The organism is Acetanaerobacterium sp. MSJ-12, assembly GCF_018917875.1.
Taxonomy (GTDB): Bacteria; Bacillota; Clostridia; order Oscillospirales; family Ruminococcaceae; genus Bittarella; species Bittarella massiliensis.
The window spans coordinates 128,399-145,882 of record NZ_JAHLPK010000004.1; the positions used below are offsets into that span (position 1 = coordinate 128,399).

The following is a 17,484-nucleotide window of genomic DNA, read 5'->3' on the forward strand; positions in this document are numbered from 1 at the left end:
CCGCGCCCTAGCGCTTGTCCGGATCGTCGAGCCCGCCTCTTCGCCGGGTCAGGGAGAGGGCGAGCCCCGCAGGCAGGAGCAGGGCCAGCGGCAGGATGGGGTTGCCTCCCTCTCCTGTCTTGGCGCTGCCGCCCAAAGAGCTGCCAGGGGAGCCCGCTCCCTCTCCCCCAGGGGCGGTGGAGGGGTCCGCCTCTCCTTTCTCCCCGTCACCTGGCTCTTCTTCCTCCTCTCGCTCCCCCACCAGGGCGTAGCTGCCTGGGGCGGGGGCGACAAAGGTGCCCCACTCCCCTTCGATTTGCAGTGGGCACTGGGAGAGGGCGCCGTCCTCCGCCACCAAAAAGACCGCAGCGGTGGCGGGGTCTGCCAGGTCATCCAGGCTGATGCGCACCTCCAGCGGGGCGGCAAAGCCGCCGGAGGCGCGGGCGGCGCTCTCCACCTCCAGCTGGTAGTAGCGCCAGACCTTGGCCCTCTCCCCGCGCAGGCGCTGGACCGCCTGGGTGAGGGGGTCATCGACCGCCTTCTCCCGCACCGACAGCTCGCACAGCCAGGAGAGGGCCCCTTGTGGGGCGCGGACGGTGAGGCGATTTTGGTCAAAGTGCTCCACCCGCTCGGGGGCGGCGAGGGCGGCGGCCCGGTCGATGGCCTGCTTGAGCCGGGTCAGACCCGGGGTGGAGAGCTCCTCTCTCTCCAGCGGGGACAGCGCCTCTACCTGTTCGAAGAGTGCCCGCAGCGCCCCTTCCTCCTCAGGGAGGACATCCTCCAGCGAAATCCCTTCCATCTGGGCGTTGAGGGCGTCCACCCGCGCCCGGGAGAGCACGGTGACCGGCCAATCGACCCGCCCACCCTCATAGGCAACGCTCACCATCTGCACGCCCAACAGCTGGGGGCGGTAGCGGGAGCACATCTCGACTGTAAGGGGAATGCGGCGCTGCTCCTCCCCACGCGAAAGGAGGAGAACGCCCCCAGAGGGGTCCAGGGGCTGGCCCTGCAGGTAGCTTGACTTGTTGGGGAGAATGGCGAAGGAGAGGCCCCACAGCTGCTCTTCGGGGAGCACCTGCACCGAAAAGGCGGCGGTCTGGCCCTCGACGGACACCGTCAGTGTCTGCTCGCCCAGTGTGGCGCTGTCAAAGCCACTGACCAGTTCGGAGGCGAGGGGGATCACCTCCTCGCTGCCATCGCTGTAGGTGAGGGTGACTCTGCCGCCGGCGGGGTCAAAGGGTTCCCCCACCCGGTAGACAGTCTTGGCCGGCAGGGTGGCGAGGGCGATGCCTGTCAGCCGCCGCGGTGCCACCTGCACGGTGAAGGCGGCGCTCTGTCCCAGGTAGGAGACGGTGACCGTCTGACTGCCCGGCTGGGTAAAGCGGGTGGGACTGCAGAGGGCAAGGGTCAACTCCATCTCGCTGCTGTCGCCGTTTTGGTAGCAGACCTGCAACCGCCCGCCGGCCACCTCCAGCTCCTCCCCCAGCTGGTATGCTAGGCGCTGCGGCGGCGAGAGGAGAACCAGCCCGGCGACCGGGTTGTCCGCCACCGCCACCACAAAGGTGGTGGTCTTCCCCCCGAGGGAGACCAAAATGCTCTTTTCGCCGGGGCTGTCAAGGGCAGCTGCCTGGCAGAGGTCTGCCGTCAAAGGCCGCTCCGCCCAGCCGCCACCGGCGTATTCCAGCCGCAAGACGCCGCCGGCGGGGTCGAACGCCTCCCCCACCTGGTAGACCGTTTTGTCGGGCAGGGCGGCAAGGGCGATGGACCGAAGGTCGCCCCCGTCCACCGTCACGGAAAAGGAGACATCAAAACCCTTCCACCGAAGGGCGACCTCCTGCTCTCCCACCCGGGTGGCATCATAGCCGCTGGGGGTGGCCACCGCCATCTGAACCGGGCGGGAGATCCCGTCGCCGTAGTCGACCGAGAGCAGGCCGCCGGTGAGGTCCAGCCCTTCCCCCACCGCGTAGCGGGTCTTGTCGGGCAGCGCCTGCACGGTCAGGCCCTGGGGTTGGCGCACCCCGACGGAGAGGGAGACCGACTGCCCCTGGTAGGTGAGGGCGATCTGCTGCTGCGGCCCCTCCCCCACCGCGCCGACATCGCAGTCGGCCTCGGCCATCGGCAACTGGGCACTGGTGCCGTCCCCATAGTCTACCCGCAGGAGACCGCCTGCCAAGTCCAGCTGTTCTCCCGGCAGATAGAGGGTCTTGTCGGGCATTTTTTCCACCGAAAGGCCGGTGACTGCCGGCGGCGCAGGGGCGAAGACGGAGACATCGGGCAGGACGAGGGGGCGGTCCTCCTCCCCCAAAGGGGCAAAGTTCTCATCCAAAAGGGTATAGTGCAGGTCGGCTGCAAGGGGAGCGCCCGCCGGCGCCCCCTCCCCCGCCAGTGCCTCCAAAACGCCCAGCTCAGCTGTCGACCCAAAATAGGCCGATCCGTCGGCTGGGGTGATAAAGCACTCGTGGCTCCCGGCATTTGGCTGCTCGTCGACGGCGGCCGCGGCGGAGGGGGAAACCCACCTGTCTGCCCCGTCTGCCGCCCAGGACCAACCTGTCTGGGGGACATTTAGTACCAGTTGGACAATTGCCACCTGGCACCCCCCAGTCGAGAGGGAGAGGTGGATGGGAACACCCTCCCCCGGGGCGACCTCGCTCTTGTCGGCAGTGGCCGACAGCGAGGGAGCGGGTGCAGCCAGTGCAGTAGCAGCGGGCAGGAACACCCCGCCCACCAGCAGGGTGGCGAGCAGGGCCGCCACCCCTCTCTTCCCGCAGATACACATCTTTTCCACGTCCCCTTTCCCCATTTGCAAATTGTCGAAAAAACAGTTAATTTGTCGAAGTTGTTAGGAAAATTATACCAATAGTTGCAAAGGAGAACCAGTGACATTTCAGCCAAAGAAAAAGGGGCTCTTTTGGCATTCCGGACAGGGAAACAAAAAAGCCGCCTTTTGAGGCGGCCAAAAAGGCGGGAACAGGATCGCATTTTTTGCTGAGGAGAAAAGGGGGAAACGGCATTCCGGCCAATTCACTGCAGAGTTGGCGGGCCGGCAGGCGCACGAGAGCGTTTGCCCTTCGCCCTTTTCTTCCGCCTTGGCGGCAATGGCGCAGCAGCAGGCCGCAACGCGCCTACTGCCCTCTCTCCCCCTTTTTGTTGCGGGCGGGAAGCAGGCATTTGACCGTCTGAAAGACGCCTGCCGCGATCATCAGCAGCGGGACCAAAATCCAGAGCCCAAACGATTGGAAGCAGGAGAGCCACGAGCCCGTCTCCCCCATTCGCAAGAGGATACTGCCAGCTCCCACAAAGGCGAACACGATTCCAATGTAGACGCCCAATACACTGACTTTGCACCTGTCAAAGCACCCCTTCCCGGTGAGCCAAGCCAGGATGAACACGGTGGAGCCGAGAACAAAGAAAAGACCCATAAAAACCATCCAATTTGCGCTGTTGCTCCCCGCCAGAACTGATTTTTGAGGGTTAGCAGGATCATATTTTACCGTTCGGGTGCTATTTCGCGCGGGGATCGCATTGGTCCCGTAGTCCGTGGAGACACGGTACGGGGCGCCGTTTACCTCATACTCATAAATCAGGCGATAGGTCGTTCCCTCCCTGTCGCTCCGGTAGACCTCATAGTCGACAAAATACCCCTCGGTGGCAGTGTAACCCCCTGCTCTCTGGCTCAACTGGATGGTGTCCTTCACCCCTAAAAACAGAATGACGATGCCGGACAGCAGGCACACCCCCACCAAAAAGCAGGTCACGACCACCCTGAAGTCGACGTTCAGGTGGATAGACCGCCTCTTGGAATCGGCCTTGACCGGCTGATCCTTTTTTCTAAAAAATACCCTGTATACCAGATAGGCTCCAACAAGCCAAAACGGCAGCGAGAACAGCAGCGGCAGATACGCTTGATTGGCGATGTTCACATAGCACCAAACGCCCAAGAAGCCAAATACGTAGAGCAAAAAGCTGACGGCGTACACCTTGTTGAGCAGCTTTGCCGCCTTCTCCCAGCCCGCCGCCAAAAACATCGTTCGCAAAAGCTCTGTAACACTGCAAATCAAAAAGGGAAGGATCATGAGCCTGCTTGAAACATTCTGCGCCTTGATTATCGCCCCCGCCAAAAACAGTGCGGTAAACAAAATGGGAATGGCCCTCACCAGCAAGTAGCCTCTCTTCCTCACACATCTGCCTCCTTTTTTCTCATTTGCCCATTGGCCTGTCAATGGTTTTCCTGCCGGTGGCCATCGGCCATCGGTGCGCTTGTGGCAGAAAGTTTTTTGCAAATGCGCGGCCACCACTTGCCGCGCCGTTTTGCGCTGCACTGCGCACAGCTGTGATATGGGCACAAATTTCAACTCCGCAAAGGGGGGGAGGAGTAACATGTGCACCCGCGAGGGGTGTGACTATATCTCGCCTCGCAAATATGTTCCATTCATTTATTTCAATCCACGCACCCGCGCGGGGTGCGACCATCGAACAGGGGGAGGACGGCGTTGTCTGCCGAATTTCAATCCACGCACCCGCGCGGGGTGCGACCGCAAACTTACACAAAAGTACGCTGTTGTTTGTGCTTTCAATATACCTTCTCGACAAACGCTTGTCAATTTTTTGGCTGTTGTCCTCTCTTCTTTTTTGCCCCGTCCGTTTATCCTGCCATTTCTCAGTGCGAACCTAGCGGGGAATTCCCGTCCACTTGGGGTTCGCACCGCCCCCAAAGGCGGTAAAAGCTGCGATATTTTAAGGGCGGCCTCTCCCCCTTTTCTTTCCTCCATTTCCGATAAGCTTTTTCGCAAAAAAGCCAATCAGAATAGGGTATGTCAATTAAAAAGAGAGAGGCCGGCGCGGAAGAGACCCGTTTCTGCGAGTCCTCCGCAACCCATTCCAAAAAGCAGAAGGGGTGTTTTTAAGCCATTTCTACCTATTTCACAACCCGGCCCCATACCGGCGGCAAGTCGCCCCTTTATTCTTGCTCCTGGGGAAAGACCTGGCAGATGGCCTTTTCCCAAAAGACCACCCCGTCCAGGTGGTCTAGCTCATGGCAGAGGCATTTAGCAAGCGCCCCCTCCCCCTCGATAGAGATGGGGGTTCCCTCCCGGTCGAGCGCCTCTACCCGCACCCGCTGGGGGCGAATGGTCTTTCCCCACCAGCCGGGGTTGCTCAGACAGCCCTCCACACACTCCTGCTCTCCCTCTGCCAAAGTCAGGCGGGGGTTTACCAAAAACAGCGGCTGTTCAAGGCCCGACTCCTCCCAGGGGAGGATCACCACCAGCCGCCGCAACACCCCCACCTGAGGGGCGGCTATCCCTGCGCCGCCCACCTGCCGCAGCGTCTCCTCCATGTCCTCCAGCAGTTGCCGGGTCCGCCCGTCGACCTCCCCCACCTCCCGGCAGGGCTTTTTGAGCAGTGGGTCCCCCTTCTTCCTGATTTCACGCAAAGCCATGTTGGCGCCTCCCTCTCTCCTTTACAGCAGAGCTTCTCTTTCTCTCTGCTGTCTTTTCGCCCCCGTGCGGCTGCTCTCGGCACGGCTCTTGCGGGGGCTCTCCGCAAACAAAAAGACCTCTTCAATGGGCAGGCCAAACACCCGCGCAATGTCGTGCGCCAGCCAGATGGAGGGCTCGTACCGCCCCGCCTCCAGGGCGCTGATGGTCTGGCGGGAAACCCCCACCCGCTCTCCCAGCGCCTGCTGGGAAAGCCCCTTCTCCCGCCGCAGCAGGCGGATGCGATTCTTCAACGCGCCCCCTCCTCTGTCAAGTCAACTTTCCTTTACGGTACCAGCTCGGTCCACAACTGTCAAGTCAACTTTCCCATTCGCACGGCAAAAGGCCCCCGGACCCGAGAGGGTCCGGGGGCCTCTTCTCACTCTTTTTCCGCCAGGCCGACGATTAGGTCCACACAGGTGTCCAGCCCCAGGGCGCCGCTGTCCAGACAGAGGTGGTAGTTCTGCGACATCCCCCACTCCTGGCCGGTGTAATACTTGTAGTAGGTGCGGCGCTTCTTGTCCTTTTCCTCCAAGCGCTTGGCGGGCTTCTTCTCGCTCTCGCCATAGAGGCGGACGATCCGGTCTGCCCGCACCTCCGGGCCGGCATGGACAAAGACGTGCAGGCAGTCCTGCCGCTCCCGCAAGATGTAGTCGGCGCAGCGGCCCACAAAGACACAGGGCCCCTTCTCGGCCAGCTCCCGGATCACCCGGTGCTGCACCGCCCAGAGAAAGTCGTCCACCGACAGGCCGTTTGGCCCTACCTGGCCGCCCCGGGCCGAGAAGGCACAGGCCAGCCAACTGGAGCCGGGGGCGTCCTCTCCCTTCTGCTCCACATATCCCTCGTCCAGGCCGGTCTCGGTCGCCACCTGTTTGACCAGCTCCTTGTCGTAACAGGGAACACCCAGGCGCTGGGCCACCTCTTTGCCGATGGTCCTGCCGCCGCTGCCGAACTCTCTGCTGATGGTGATGATCTGTCTGCGCATGTTGCCACGCTCCTTTCGGGCCGGACAGCCGACCTCTATCCTCATTATACCAAAACGCCGCCCCCCTGGGTAAGAAAAATCCTCTGCAAAACAGAAAAAACTGCCCCCTTACAAGAGGGGGACAGGCGCAAAAAAGCCGCCCCTCTGACCGCGACCGGCGCGGCCAACAGAGGCGACTTTGGAGCGGACAGCCCCTGCCAAGGGCAGGAGACAGTCAGGATGTTTTACAGGCTCATCCCCAACTCAATGGCGCGGAAGTTGGGTTCGACCAGGTGCTGCTTGCGGGCGGGGACGCTCTTCTCGATCCCCTTCTTCACCGCCTCGAGGGAGGCAAAGCCGCACTCTTTGAGCACCTTGCCCAGGAGGATGATGTTGGCCAGCCCCTGCAGGTCGTTCTCCTCAGCCAGGCGGGTGGCTTCGACATAGCAGGTCTTGACCCCTTCGATCTCCTCCCGGTCGCTGATGAGGGTGGCGTCGACGACCGCCACCCCGCCGGGCTGGACCTTGTGGATAAACTTGTCGTAGGAGGGCTTGTTCATCACCAGCAGGGCGTCGGGGTTGAGGATCAGGGGGGAGCAGATGGGGTCGTCGCTGATGCAGACCGAGCAGTTGGCGGTGCCACCCCGCATCTCGGGGCCGTAGGAGGGCAGCCAGGAGACCTCCTTGCCGTCCATCAGGCCGGAGTAGGCCGCCACCTTGCCCGCAAAGAGGATGCCCTGGCCGCCGAAGCCGGCCAGCAGGATGTTTTGGGTCATACTACTTCTCCTCCTTTTGCGCGTCTTTGTCCTTGTAAACCCCCAGCGGGTAGTAGGGGATCATGTTGTCCCGCAGCCACTGCATGGCCTCGATCGGGGTGAGGCCCCAGTTGGTGGGGCAGGTGGAGAGGACTTCGACGATCGAGAAGCCCTTGTGGTCCAGCTGGTTCTGGAAGGCCTTCTGAATGGCCTTTTTGGCCTCTTTCACGTGGGGGACGCTGTCCACCGTGACCCGCTGGGCCAGGGCGACCCCGTCGAGGGTGGCGAGCATCTCGCACATGCGGATGGGGAAACCGGCGGTGGCGGTGTCCCGCCCATAGGGGGTGGTCTGGGTGATCTGCCCCGGCAGGGTGGTGGGGGCCATCTGCCCGCCGGTCATGCCGTAGATGCAGTTGTTGACGAAGATGACGGTGATGTTCTCGCCCCGGGTGGCGGCGTGCACCGTCTCGGCGGTGCCGATGGCGGCCAGGTCGCCGTCGCCCTGGTAGGTGAAGACCACGCTGTCGGGGAGGGCCCGGCGCAGCCCGGTGGCCACTGCGGGGGCGCGGCCGTGGGCGGCCTCGACCATGTCGCAGGCAAAGTAGTTGTACGCCATGACCGCGCAGCCCACCGGCGCGACGCCGATGGTCCTGCCCTCGATGCCCAGCTCGTCGATGGCCTCCGCCACCAGCCGGTGGATGATGCCGTGGGTACAGCCGGGGCAGTAGTGGAGCACTGCGTCGGTCAGGGCCTTGGGTTTTTCAAAGACGATTGCCATTACCGGTCACCTCCTGCCATTTTTTCAATTTCGCCCAGCACCTCTGCCGGGGTGGGGATGACGCCGCCGGTGCGCCCGAAGAAGGAGACCGGCACCTTCCCGTTGACGGCCAGGCGGACGTCGTCGACCATCTGCCCCATGCTCATCTCCACGCAGAGGAAGCCCTTGCAGCCCTCGGCTGCGGCGGCGATCTCCTCGGTGGGGAAGGGCCAGACGGTGATGGGGCGGATGCAGCCGATCTTCAGCCCCTTCTCGCGGGCGGCCTTGACGGCGGCCTTGGCGATGCGGGCGGTGGCGCCGTAGGCGACCACGATGTAGTCGGCGTCCTCGGTGTTCTCGCACTCCACCAGCACCTCGTTTTGCTTGACCTGCTCGTAGCGGGCAAACCGGTCGACCACCAGCTGCTCCAGCTCGTCGGCCTGCAGGTAGAGGGAGTTGACGATGTTGTGGGGGCGCTTGTTCTGGTGGCCGTTTGTGGCCCAGGACTTGTCGGCCTGGATGGGGGTGTAGTCCTCGGGGAAGCTCACCGGCTCCATCATCTGGCCCAGCATCCCGTCGGCCAGCATCATGGCGGGCATCCGATACTTGTCGGCCAGATCAAAGGCCTGGAAGGTCAGGTCCACCATCTCCTGCACGGTGGAGGGGGCAAAGACGATGTTCTGAAAGTCGCCGTGGCCGGAGGCGCGGGTGGCCTGCCAATAGTCCGCCTGAGAGGGCTGGATGCCCCCCAGGCCGGGGCCGCCGCGCATGACGTTGATAATGAGGCAGGGCAGGTCGCTGCCGGCTATGTAGGAGATCCCCTCGCTCTTGAGGCTGATGCCGGGGGAGGAGGAGGAGGTCATGGCCCGCACCCCGGCGGAGGCAGCGCCCAGCACCATGTTGATGGCCGCGATCTCGCTCTCGGCCTGCAGGTAGGTGCCGCCGATCTTCGGCATCCTCTTGGCCATGTAGGCCGACACCTCGGTCTGGGGGGTGATGGGGTAGCCGAAGAAGTGGCGGCAGCCGGCGCGGATGGCCGCCTCCGCCAGGGCTTCGTTGCCCTTCATTAACACTCTGTCTGTCATATTGCCGTATCCCTACCTTTCTACCGTGATGGCGCAGTCGGGGCACATGGTGGCGCACATGGCGCAGCCGATGCAGGCCTCGGGTTCAAAGCACTCCGCCGGGTGATACCCTTTTTTGTTGAGCCGGTCTTTGGCCAGCCGGACGATCTTTTTGGGACAGTTGGCGGTGCAGAGACCGCAGCCCTTGCAGATGTCCTCGTTCACTGTGATTTTGGGCATGATTTCCCTCCTCATATCTCATTGCCAATTGGGTTTGCGTGTACTCGCCGCCGCTACTCCTGCCCCTGGCGGGGCAGCTCTTTTTGCCAGGGCTGACGAACCAAGATCTTCACCGGGAAGGGGGCGGGCAGCCGCCCCTTCAGCGCGGGGTAGAGCTCCTCGCGCACCAGGGTGCAGCGCACCGGCAGGCCGGTCTGGGCGGCCAGCTCCCCGGCGTAGGGGAGGCTGTCGAGAATGGTCTCCTCCCCCGTCTCAAAGCCCAGGTTGGAGGCGTTGACCAGGCCGGTGACCGGCAGCCGGGAGGCCGTCTCGATCTCGCGGATGATCTCCAGCGACTCCTCCGGCGAGCGGGTCAGGTAGCGGTAGCAGTTGAAGACGCTCAGGTGCTCGTACCCCCCCTCTTTGAAGAGGGCCGAGTAGCGGCCCATGGCCGCCGCCCCCGCGTCGTCCCCCCCCACGTCGAAGAGGGCGTAGCCCTCGTCGTCGCAGAAGACCGACTGCACCTGGGCCCCCAGGGCGGGGATGTCCAGGTTGGAGTTGGCGTAGGTGGGGGAGATGATGTCGATGCCCGCCTGCGCGAACTCGTCCTTGAAGTCGGTGGTGCGGAAATAGGGGTTGACCACATCCAGGTCCACCACCGTCACCTTTTTGCCCTCTCTGGCCATGGCGAAGGCCAGGTTGGCCACAAAGTTTGTCTTGCCGCTGCCGTAATGGCCGGTGACCGCGATCCTCTTGTGCTGAAATTCGATACCAGCTCACCGCCTTTCTTCGCTTTAAAGCGATGATGTATTCCAAAATAAATCCAGCCCGTGCACTTGCAGCAGGTGGATGTAAGAAATATTATATCATTTTTGCCGGCGCACCACAAATGCGAAACCGTGGTAATTTCGGGCATAAAGGGCAAAAGGAAAAGGAATTATTTGGGCAAACTACCAAATTGCCAGGGGTTATAGGTCCTGTTCTCCCTCTTTGGGACGGCAGGAATGGGGAAAAGGCAGGAGGAGAAGCTGGGGCAGAACTCCCCCCTGTTGGGTCGTCGCCCGCTCCTTGGAGACACGCCTCTCTCCCATCGGGAGGGAGGCGGCAACCGCCCCCAGGTCCCCGACCCCAAAAGAGCGCGCCCGATTTTGGCCGGGCGCGCTCTCTTTTCACACTTTTGGGGATGCGCCGCCAGTGGGAAGGCTGCCGGCGCAAATGGGGAAATCAAACAGTACCAGGGGACGCGAGAAGGGGGTGTTAGGCGTGTACGCCGCCGCTCTTTTTCATGGAGAGAGACATCCGGTCGGCAATCATAGCAATGAATTCGGAGTTGGTGGGCTTGCCGCGCAGGGCGTTGACGGTGTAGCCGAAATAGCTGTTGAGCACCTCGATATCGCCCCGGTCCCAGGCCACCTCAATGGCGTGGCGGATGGCCCGCTCCACCCGGGAGGCGGTGGTGCCGTGCATCCTGGCCACCGTGGGGTAGAGCATCTTGGTGACCGAGCCCAGCATCTCGCTGTTTTGGATGCACAGGGAGATGGCGTCGCGGATGTAGTGGTAGCCCTTGATGTGGGCGGGCACGCCGATCAGGTGCAGCGTCTCGGTAATGGCGATCTCCAAGTCGGTCTGGCTCATGGGGACCACCGTCTCGCCGGCGGGTTCTTCCACCTTGCCCAGCAGGGTGGCCACCCGCTTTGCCAGCACCTCAAAGTCAAAGGGCTGAATGGCGTAATAGCTGGCGCCGGCCTGCATGAGGGCGGACTCGATATTGTAGTTGTCAAAACCCAACATGGCCACGTAGATGGGGGTGATCCCCTTTTCGCGGGTCTGGGTCATCACCTCAATGGCGTCCAGATTGGCCATGAAGGCGTTCAAAATCACCACCGCCGGCTTTTGTTTGCAGATGGCCTCCACGCACAGATTGCCGTCGCTGGCGATGGTGGTGACTGCATAGCCGTGCTTTTTCAGCACCTCGGCGCAGGGCTCCCCAAACTCCGCGCTGTTGTCAGCCACCAATACCTTGACCTTTGTATTCATTGTCAATCTCCTCCTGATACAATAAAATTTGCTTTTCCCTTATCTAAAGTCATCACACACCTATATTTTACCAGTTTCTGTAAGATTGTCAATGGGTTTGTCTGGGAAAATTTGTAATAAATATCAAAAGAATCAAAAATAGCGGAAATTGGGGCAACATCCTCAGGAAACGGAGACGGTTTTGGTGGATTCCCACATATTTTCCGCGAAAATGCCGTAACCGCGGGTGGGGTCGTTGACCAGCACATGGGTGACCGCCCCCACCAGCTGGTTGTTCTGGATGATGGGGCTACCGCTCATCCCCTGGACGATCCCCCCTGCCTTTTCCAGCAGTTCGCTGTCGGTGACGCGGATGAGCAGGTTTTTGCTGCGCTCCCTGTCGTTGAGGTTGACCCTCTCGATGTCGATGTTGTAGAGCTTGGGGGTGTCCCCCTCCAGGGTACAGAGGATCTGGGCCGCCCCCTCCTTGACCTCCTGCTTATAGGCCACCGGCATGGTGGTGCCCTGCGGGGCCTGGTGAAAGAGGCCGTAGACCCCGGTCTCGCCGTTTTGGCGCAGGGTGCCCAGCGCCTTTTCGCTGGTAAAAAGGCCCTTGAGTTCGCCCGGGGTGCCGCTCTCCCCCCTCTGTACCCCGCTGATCCTGGCCGAGACGATCTCGCCGGTGGCCAGGGGCATGATGTCCTTGGTGTCCACATCGCTGATGCCGTGGCCCAGCCCGGCAAAAATCAGGTTGTCCCCACTGCCGGCCACAAAGGTCATGGTGCCGATGCCCGCCGAGGAGTCCCGCACCCAGACCCCCAACTTGTATCCCCCCTCGCTGGAGAGGGCCGGGGTGACGGTGGTGGAGCAGCGGGAACCGCCCCGCATGTACTCACAGACCAGGGGCTGCCCGGCCTTGGCCTGGGCGGTGATGTCGGTGTAGCTCTTGATCGGCCGGCCGCCCAGGGTGACGATGACGTCCCCCACCTGCAGCCCCGCCTCTTCGCCCGGGGTCTTGGCGCCGTCTTTGGTCTTGACCGGGGAGATGCCCACCACCACCGCCCCGTCGGTGTACATCTTCACCCCAAAGGGGCGGCCGGAGACGGTGACCACCGGCTTGTCCGCCACCGAGACGTGGACGTCCTTGACCGGGATGAGGCCAAAGAGGTTGAGGTCGGTAAAGAAGTTCTGACTTCCCCCCACAGAGGCCGCCGCCTCCCGCGCCCGCTCGTCGGTGCCAGTGGCAAAGGAGAAGGGGGTGGCCCCGGAGAAGGAGACTGCATCGGCCGAGGAGACGTAGAACTGGTCGGGAAGGGTCTTTTGATAGTAGGCCACCGCTCCCAGCGAGGAGAGGGAGAAGGCCGCCCAGAGGGCCGCCGCCAGCCCGCATATTTTTTGAATCTGTTTTTTCAACGCAAATCGCCTGCCTTTACCTCCTTACTGTTTGCCCGCTCACCCACAATTATAAAAGGAAAAAATTCGCGGCAGCGGGGGCAGAAGCGGTCAAACTGCCTCTCACCAGTCTAGCGGCGCGCAGTCGATTTTTTTGTAAAAAACTGGTCAAAAAGAAGGGGAAGGCGGAGGAGCTGTCGCCTGCCCGGCGAAGGACGGCGGAGTGGCGAAGACGGGGCAGGCGCGATTTTGCATCCCATTTGGCAGGGGATGGCGAGCGGGAAGGGCGGTAACACAGCCGCCCCCCTCCCACAGTGCGGACAAAGGGGCGAGCGGTGGGCGGCAATCGCGCCTCTGCTTCCAATAGACAGGGAATGACAGGCGGAAAGGGGCAGATGACACACCCGCTCTCCTCTTCCCCGGCGCGGATAAAGGAACAGATGACGGGACGACAACCGTGTTCTGCGCTCCAATGGCAGGGGCTGCGGCCAGATGGCACGGACAACACGGCTGTTTCCTCTTTCCCGGCGCAGCCAGAGGAGTGGATAGAAGAGCGACGATCGCGCTTTTGCGCCCCAATGGGCAGGGGAAAAGGTGGAAAGGAATAAGTACAGCGCTCCCCCTTCCCCTGCGTGGACAAAGGAGTGGGCAGCAGGGCGCTAGTCGCACCTTTTTGCCCCAATGGGCAGGGAGGCAAGCGGAAAGGGGCGCAGTACGGCGCACCCCCTCCCCAGCGCGGACAAAAGAATAGACAGCAGGGCGGTAGTCGCACCGTTTCGCCTCAATGGGCAGGGGGATAAGTAGGCGGAAAGGACGCAGCACAGCTGCTCTCCCTTCTCCGGTGCGGACAAAGGGGTGGGCTGTGGGGCGGCAAGCGCGTCTCTGCTCCCAATAGACAGGGAACGGCAGGCGGGAAGGGAGAAACAATGCGCTCGCTCCCTCTTTCCCTGCGCGGACAAAAGAGCAGGCAGCAGGGCGGCAATCGCGCCTTTGCCCCAAATAGAAGGGGAGCAGCGCGCAGGAAGGGACAAACGACACACCCTCTCCCCTTCCACCAGTGTGGGCAGAGGAATGGGCGAGGGCAGCAATCGCGTCTTTGCGCCCAAATAGGCAGTGGACGGCAGGCAAAAAGGAGGAGGCAACACACCTTCCCCCCTCTGCGGCGCAGACAAAAGGCGGGGCGACAGGGCAGCAATCGCGTTCTTGCACCCCAATGGACAGGAAGCGGCGGAAAAGGGGCAGATGACACGGTCGCTCCCCCCATTTTTTCTGCGATGCGGCAAAAGGGGCGGGCAACGGGGCGACAACCGTATTTTGCACTCCGATGAACAGGGGGGACGGCGGGGAAGGAGGGGTGGCAGTACAGCCGCCTCCTTCTCCCCTTCCCCAGCGCGGACAAAAGAATAGACAGCGGGGCGGCAATCGCGCCTTTGCACCCCAATAGACAGAGGGCGGCGGGCGAAAAGGGGCGGGCGACGCGGACGCCCCCCTTCCACACTAGAGAAAAGCGCCCTGGAGGGAGCCGTTCAGGCTCGCTCCAGGGCGCTTTTTCAAAAGGGGTGGATTACTCCCCTTCGCTCTCTTTCAGGGCATCGGCCTCTTCGGTGGAGTAGACCACGTTGTTCTCGCTGGAAGAGAAGCCGTAGTCGTCATCCCGCTCCTCCCGCTTGGGGCTGTCCAGCAGGGCGCGGATGGACAGACTGACCCGCTTGCGGTCGATGTCGGCCTCGGTGATCTTCACCTCGACCTCCTGTCCGACCTGCAGGGCGTCGGCCACCTTCTCGACCCGCTCGTTGGAGATCTGGCTGATGTGGATCAGGCCGTCCACCCCGTCGATGATCCGGGCAAAGGCGCCAAAGGAGGTGATGGAGACGATCTGCACCTTGATGACATCGCCGACATGGTAGTCTCTCTGGAAGATGACCCAGGGGTTGTCCTCAGTCTTCTTGTAGCCCAGGGAGATCTTCTTGTTCTCAAAGTCCACGTCCTTGACGTAGACCTCGACGGTGTCGCCGACCTTGACCACCTCGCTGGGGTGCTTGATGCGCTTCCAGCTCAGCTCGCTGATGTGGACCATGCCGTCCACACCGCCCAGGTCGATGAAGGCGCCGTAGGAAGTCAGGCTCTTGACGGTGCCGGTGTAGTGCTTGCCGATTTCAACGGACTGCCAGAAGGCCTCGGCAACGGCCTTGTTGCGCTCGGCCAGAACGGCTTTGATGGAGCCGATGGCGCGGGCCCGGCGCTCGTTGATCTCAATGACCTTGAATTCGGCCTCGGTGCCCTTGAGGGCGTTGAGGTCGTCGTTGCGGCGGAGGGTCGCCAGGGAGGCGGGGACGAACACCTTGATGCCGTAGCAGCTGACCAGCACGCCGCCTTTGATGACGTCGGTCACGGTGCCGGTGAGGATGGCGTCCTCCTCCTGGGCCTTGACGATCTTGTCGAAGCCCTCGATGGCGTCGTAGCGCTTTTTGGACAGCTGGACGGTGCCTTCCTGATCGTTGACCCGCAAAACGATCACGTTGATCTCATCGCCTTTTTTGACGATGTCGTCCGCCGACGCGTTGGGATCGTTGGTGAGCTCGCTCAGGGCGACAAAACCGGTGTGCTTGGTGCCAATATCGACGGTCACCTCATTGGGGGCGATGCTGGTGACTACGCCCTTGAGGCGCTGGCCGGTATATATTGGCTTGAGGCTCTCCTCCAGTGCTTCTTCAAAGCTGAAGTCTTCGCCTTGAACGTCGTTTTGCAGTTCACTCATTGTATGTAGTACCTCCTTGATTATACACGCCGGAGTCGAAGCACCAGCGGTAACTCCTATTATTTTAGCATACAAACCGCGCTGTTGCAACAGTTCATCCGCAGTTTCTACCAGGATTGTGGGGCAATTTTTTTCGCAAACCTCCCTCAATTTGGCGGTGTTGGAGCTTTTTCGGTCCCCCACCACCACCATCAGCCCGCTCTCCTTGGAGAGGGCCTCGGCTTCCTGCTGCCGGCTGGCCGTGGCCGAGCAGATGGTGGAGAAGACCGAGAGGCCGGGAAAGAGGGCCTCGGCCTCGGCCACCGCCTCTTTCCAGAGGGCCACGTTGAAGGTGGTCTGGCTGACCATCGACACCGGGCGGCCGGAGAAGTCCCCCTCCTTTGCCAGGCGGCGCAGCTCCCCGGCGGTGGAGAAGACCCGCACCTCGCCGGGGCAGTGGCCGACGATCCCCACCACCTCGGGGTGATCGGGGTCCCCGGCGACCAAGACCAGGTCCCCCGCCTCTGAGCGCTCCCTCACGATCTGATGGATCTTTGCCACAAAGGGGCAGGTGGCGTCCACCCAGTCGATCCCCGCCGCCTCGATCTGCGCATAGACCGAGGCGGGGACCCCGTGGGAGCGGATGACCAGGGTCTCCCCCTCCCCCACCTCGGCGGGGGAAGTGACCGTGCGCACCCCGCGACGCTCCAGGTCGGCCACCAGGTGGGTGTTGTGGATGATGGGCCCCAGGGTGCACACCCGCTTCCCCTGTTCCAGCAGGTCATAGACCTGTTTGACCGCCCGGTCCACCCCAAAGCAAAAACCCGCGGTCTTCGCCAAAATCACCGGCATGACAATTCCTCCAGCAGGGTCGCCATCCGCTCGGTGAGCAGGGCCTTGGCCCCCTTGAGCTGGGAGGCGGCCTTCATGTCGGTCAGCCCCAGCTCCTCATTGCGGATGAGGGCACCGTAGCGCACATAGACGGGGGCAAAGGGGTGCATCCCCTTGGGGGCGCAGATGGCCACCGGCAGGATGTCGGCCCCGGTCTGGGCCGAGACCACGATGGCCCCCGACTTGAGCTTGAGCAGCTTGCCGGTCTTGGAGCGGGTCCCCTCGGGAAAGACGCCGAGGATCTTCCCCTCCTTCACCACCTCTTTGGCCCGGTCCAAGGCGGAGGTGTCCCCCTTGCCCCGATCCACCGGGAAGGCCCCTAGGGCCCGCAGCAGTCTGCCGGTGAAGCGGCCCTTAAAGAGCTCGATCTTGGCCATGTAGCAGATCTGTTGGCGCACCGGCAGGGCCACAAAGATGGGGTCCAGGTCGCTGATGTGGTTGGAGCAGAAGACGTAGCCGCCCTGGGGGGGCAGGTTCTCCCGCCCCTCGTAATGCACCCGGTAGAGGGCGCGAAAGATCACGTTGACCACCCCGTGGGCAAAGCGGTAAAAACTCATAGCCGGTCCCCCAGACGCTGGCGGATAAGGGCGCAGACCGCGTCCACGCTCTCCGCCAAATTCAGCTCGCTGGTGTCCACCAGCACCGCGTCCGCAGCCTGTTTGAGGGGGGCGGCCTCCCGGTGGCTGTCGTCGTAGTCGCGCTGCTGGATGTCCCGCAGCACCTCCTCATAGGGGACAGGGCTCCCCTTCTCCTCCAGCTCCTTGCAGCGGCGCTGGGCCCGGGCCTCGGGGGAGGCGGTGAGGAAGATTTTCAAATCGGCGTCGGGCAGCACCACGGTGCCGATGTCCCGCCCGTCCATGATGACGCTGTTCTTGCGGGCCAGGGAGCGCTGGGTCTCCATCAGGAAATCCCGCACCTCCTGCACCGCCGAGACCTGGGAGGCGGCCTTGCTCACCTGGGGGGAGCGGATGAAGTCGCTCACGTCCTCGCCGCCGACAAAGACCCGCTGCTGGCCCTCGACAAAGCGCAGGTCCACCTGCAGCTCCGGCAGCAGGGCCTTGATGGCCGCCGTGTCTGTCAGGTCAGCCCCCACCTGCAGGCCGTGATAGCCGATGGCCCGGTACAGGGCCCCGGTGTCCACGTAGATAAAGTGCAGCGCCCCGGCCGCCGTGCGGGCGATGGTGCTCTTGCCCGCACCGGCGGGCCCGTCAATGGCAATGGATAACATATCTGTTC

15 protein-coding genes are annotated in these 17,484 nt (G+C 62.6%); all 15 read right to left on the minus strand.

What is annotated here, in order from left to right:
* Window positions 1–7: 7 nt before the first annotated feature.
* The 15 genes from KQI11_RS05945 to cmk all read right to left on the minus strand — a co-directional run bounded on the left by KQI11_RS05945 (window position 8) and on the right by cmk (window position 17,476).
* On the minus strand, window positions 8–2,755 hold the full coding sequence (locus KQI11_RS05945) for a bacterial Ig-like domain-containing protein (RefSeq protein ID WP_286172608.1): 2,748 nt from the start codon (window positions 2,753–2,755) through the stop codon (window positions 8–10).
* 346 nt (window positions 2,756–3,101) lie between these two features.
* Window positions 3,102–4,157 carry a DUF3592 domain-containing protein gene (locus KQI11_RS05950; protein ID WP_216401446.1) on the minus strand — a complete coding sequence of 352 codons (1,056 nt, stop codon included), beginning with the start codon at window positions 4,155–4,157 and terminating at the stop codon, window positions 3,102–3,104.
* Between the two features lie 779 nt (window positions 4,158–4,936).
* Window positions 4,937–5,416, minus strand: coding sequence for a peptide deformylase (gene def, locus KQI11_RS05955; RefSeq protein WP_216401447.1), 480 nt, complete (start codon window positions 5,414–5,416; stop codon window positions 4,937–4,939).
* 21 nt (window positions 5,417–5,437) lie between these two features.
* Complete coding sequence (locus tag KQI11_RS05960; protein ID WP_216401448.1) at window positions 5,438–5,707, minus strand: helix-turn-helix transcriptional regulator; 270 nt, start codon at window positions 5,705–5,707, stop codon at window positions 5,438–5,440.
* A gap of 125 nt (window positions 5,708–5,832) precedes the next feature.
* Entirely contained in the window at window positions 5,833–6,438 is a 606-nt protein-coding gene (locus KQI11_RS05965; protein WP_216401449.1) for a cytidylate kinase-like family protein, read from the minus strand.
* A 224-nt stretch (window positions 6,439–6,662) separates the two neighbouring features.
* Complete coding sequence (locus tag KQI11_RS05970) at window positions 6,663–7,193, minus strand: 2-oxoacid:ferredoxin oxidoreductase subunit gamma family protein (protein ID WP_216401450.1); 531 nt, start codon at window positions 7,191–7,193, stop codon at window positions 6,663–6,665.
* Between the two features lies 1 nt (window position 7,194).
* Window positions 7,195–7,950 (minus strand): thiamine pyrophosphate-dependent enzyme, encoded by a 756-nt coding sequence (locus KQI11_RS05975; protein WP_216401451.1) that lies wholly within the window; start codon window positions 7,948–7,950, stop codon window positions 7,195–7,197.
* Window positions 7,950–9,014 (minus strand): 3-methyl-2-oxobutanoate dehydrogenase subunit VorB, encoded by a 1,065-nt coding sequence (locus tag KQI11_RS05980; RefSeq protein WP_021660020.1) that lies wholly within the window; start codon window positions 9,012–9,014, stop codon window positions 7,950–7,952. The genes KQI11_RS05975 and KQI11_RS05980 overlap by 1 nt, the downstream gene beginning before the upstream one ends.
* 12 nt (window positions 9,015–9,026) lie before the next feature.
* Window positions 9,027–9,233 (minus strand): 4Fe-4S dicluster domain-containing protein, encoded by a 207-nt coding sequence (locus KQI11_RS05985; protein WP_044992901.1) that lies wholly within the window; start codon window positions 9,231–9,233, stop codon window positions 9,027–9,029.
* Between the two features lie 53 nt (window positions 9,234–9,286).
* Entirely contained in the window at window positions 9,287–9,982 is a 696-nt protein-coding gene (locus tag KQI11_RS05990; RefSeq protein ID WP_353653934.1) for a nucleotide-binding protein, read from the minus strand.
* Between the two features lie 487 nt (window positions 9,983–10,469).
* Window positions 10,470–11,249, minus strand: a complete 780-nt coding sequence (gene spo0A, locus KQI11_RS05995; protein ID WP_216401452.1) for a sporulation transcription factor Spo0A — start codon at window positions 11,247–11,249, stop codon at window positions 10,470–10,472.
* Between the two features lie 162 nt (window positions 11,250–11,411).
* Window positions 11,412–12,641 carry a SpoIVB peptidase gene (gene spoIVB / locus KQI11_RS06000; protein WP_216401453.1) on the minus strand — a complete coding sequence of 410 codons (1,230 nt, stop codon included), beginning with the start codon at window positions 12,639–12,641 and terminating at the stop codon, window positions 11,412–11,414.
* 1,543 nt (window positions 12,642–14,184) lie between these two features.
* The gene (locus KQI11_RS06005; RefSeq protein ID WP_216401454.1) at window positions 14,185–16,209 is read right to left on the minus strand and encodes a bifunctional 4-hydroxy-3-methylbut-2-enyl diphosphate reductase/30S ribosomal protein S1; all 2,025 of its coding nucleotides are present in this window, start codon (window positions 16,207–16,209) and stop codon (window positions 14,185–14,187) included.
* The gene (locus tag KQI11_RS06010; RefSeq protein ID WP_216401455.1) at window positions 16,200–16,805 is read right to left on the minus strand and encodes a lysophospholipid acyltransferase family protein; all 606 of its coding nucleotides are present in this window, start codon (window positions 16,803–16,805) and stop codon (window positions 16,200–16,202) included. Before KQI11_RS06010 ends, KQI11_RS06005 begins: the two co-directional genes overlap by 10 nt.
* Window positions 16,802–17,476, minus strand: a complete 675-nt coding sequence (gene cmk / locus KQI11_RS06015) for a (d)CMP kinase (protein WP_216401456.1) — start codon at window positions 17,474–17,476, stop codon at window positions 16,802–16,804. The genes KQI11_RS06010 and cmk overlap by 4 nt, the downstream gene beginning before the upstream one ends.
* Window positions 17,477–17,484 lie beyond the last annotated feature (8 nt).

Bases quoted from the DNA above. Each gene is read 5' to 3' on its own strand.
- KQI11_RS05945 (WP_286172608.1), bottom strand. From the start codon at position 2,755: ATGTGTATCTGCGGGAAGAGAGGGGTGGCGGCCCTGCTCGCCACCCTG.
- def (WP_216401447.1), bottom strand. From the start codon at position 5,416: ATGGCTTTGCGTGAAATCAGGAAGAAGGGGGACCCACTGCTCAAAAAG.
- KQI11_RS05965 (WP_216401449.1), bottom strand. From the start codon at position 6,438: ATGCGCAGACAGATCATCACCATCAGCAGAGAGTTCGGCAGCGGCGGC.
- KQI11_RS05970 (WP_216401450.1), bottom strand. From the start codon at position 7,193: ATGACCCAAAACATCCTGCTGGCCGGCTTCGGCGGCCAGGGCATCCTC.
- KQI11_RS05975 (WP_216401451.1), bottom strand. From the start codon at position 7,950: ATGGCAATCGTCTTTGAAAAACCCAAGGCCCTGACCGACGCAGTGCTC.
- KQI11_RS05980 (WP_021660020.1), bottom strand. From the start codon at position 9,014: ATGACAGACAGAGTGTTAATGAAGGGCAACGAAGCCCTGGCGGAGGCG.
- KQI11_RS05985 (WP_044992901.1), bottom strand. From the start codon at position 9,233: ATGCCCAAAATCACAGTGAACGAGGACATCTGCAAGGGCTGCGGTCTC.
- spo0A (WP_216401452.1), bottom strand. From the start codon at position 11,249: ATGAATACAAAGGTCAAGGTATTGGTGGCTGACAACAGCGCGGAGTTT.
- KQI11_RS06005 (WP_216401454.1), bottom strand. From the start codon at position 16,209: ATGCCGGTGATTTTGGCGAAGACCGCGGGTTTTTGCTTTGGGGTGGAC.
- KQI11_RS06010 (WP_216401455.1), bottom strand. From the start codon at position 16,805: ATGAGTTTTTACCGCTTTGCCCACGGGGTGGTCAACGTGATCTTTCGC.
- cmk (WP_216401456.1), bottom strand. From the start codon at position 17,476: ATGTTATCCATTGCCATTGACGGGCCCGCCGGTGCGGGCAAGAGCACC.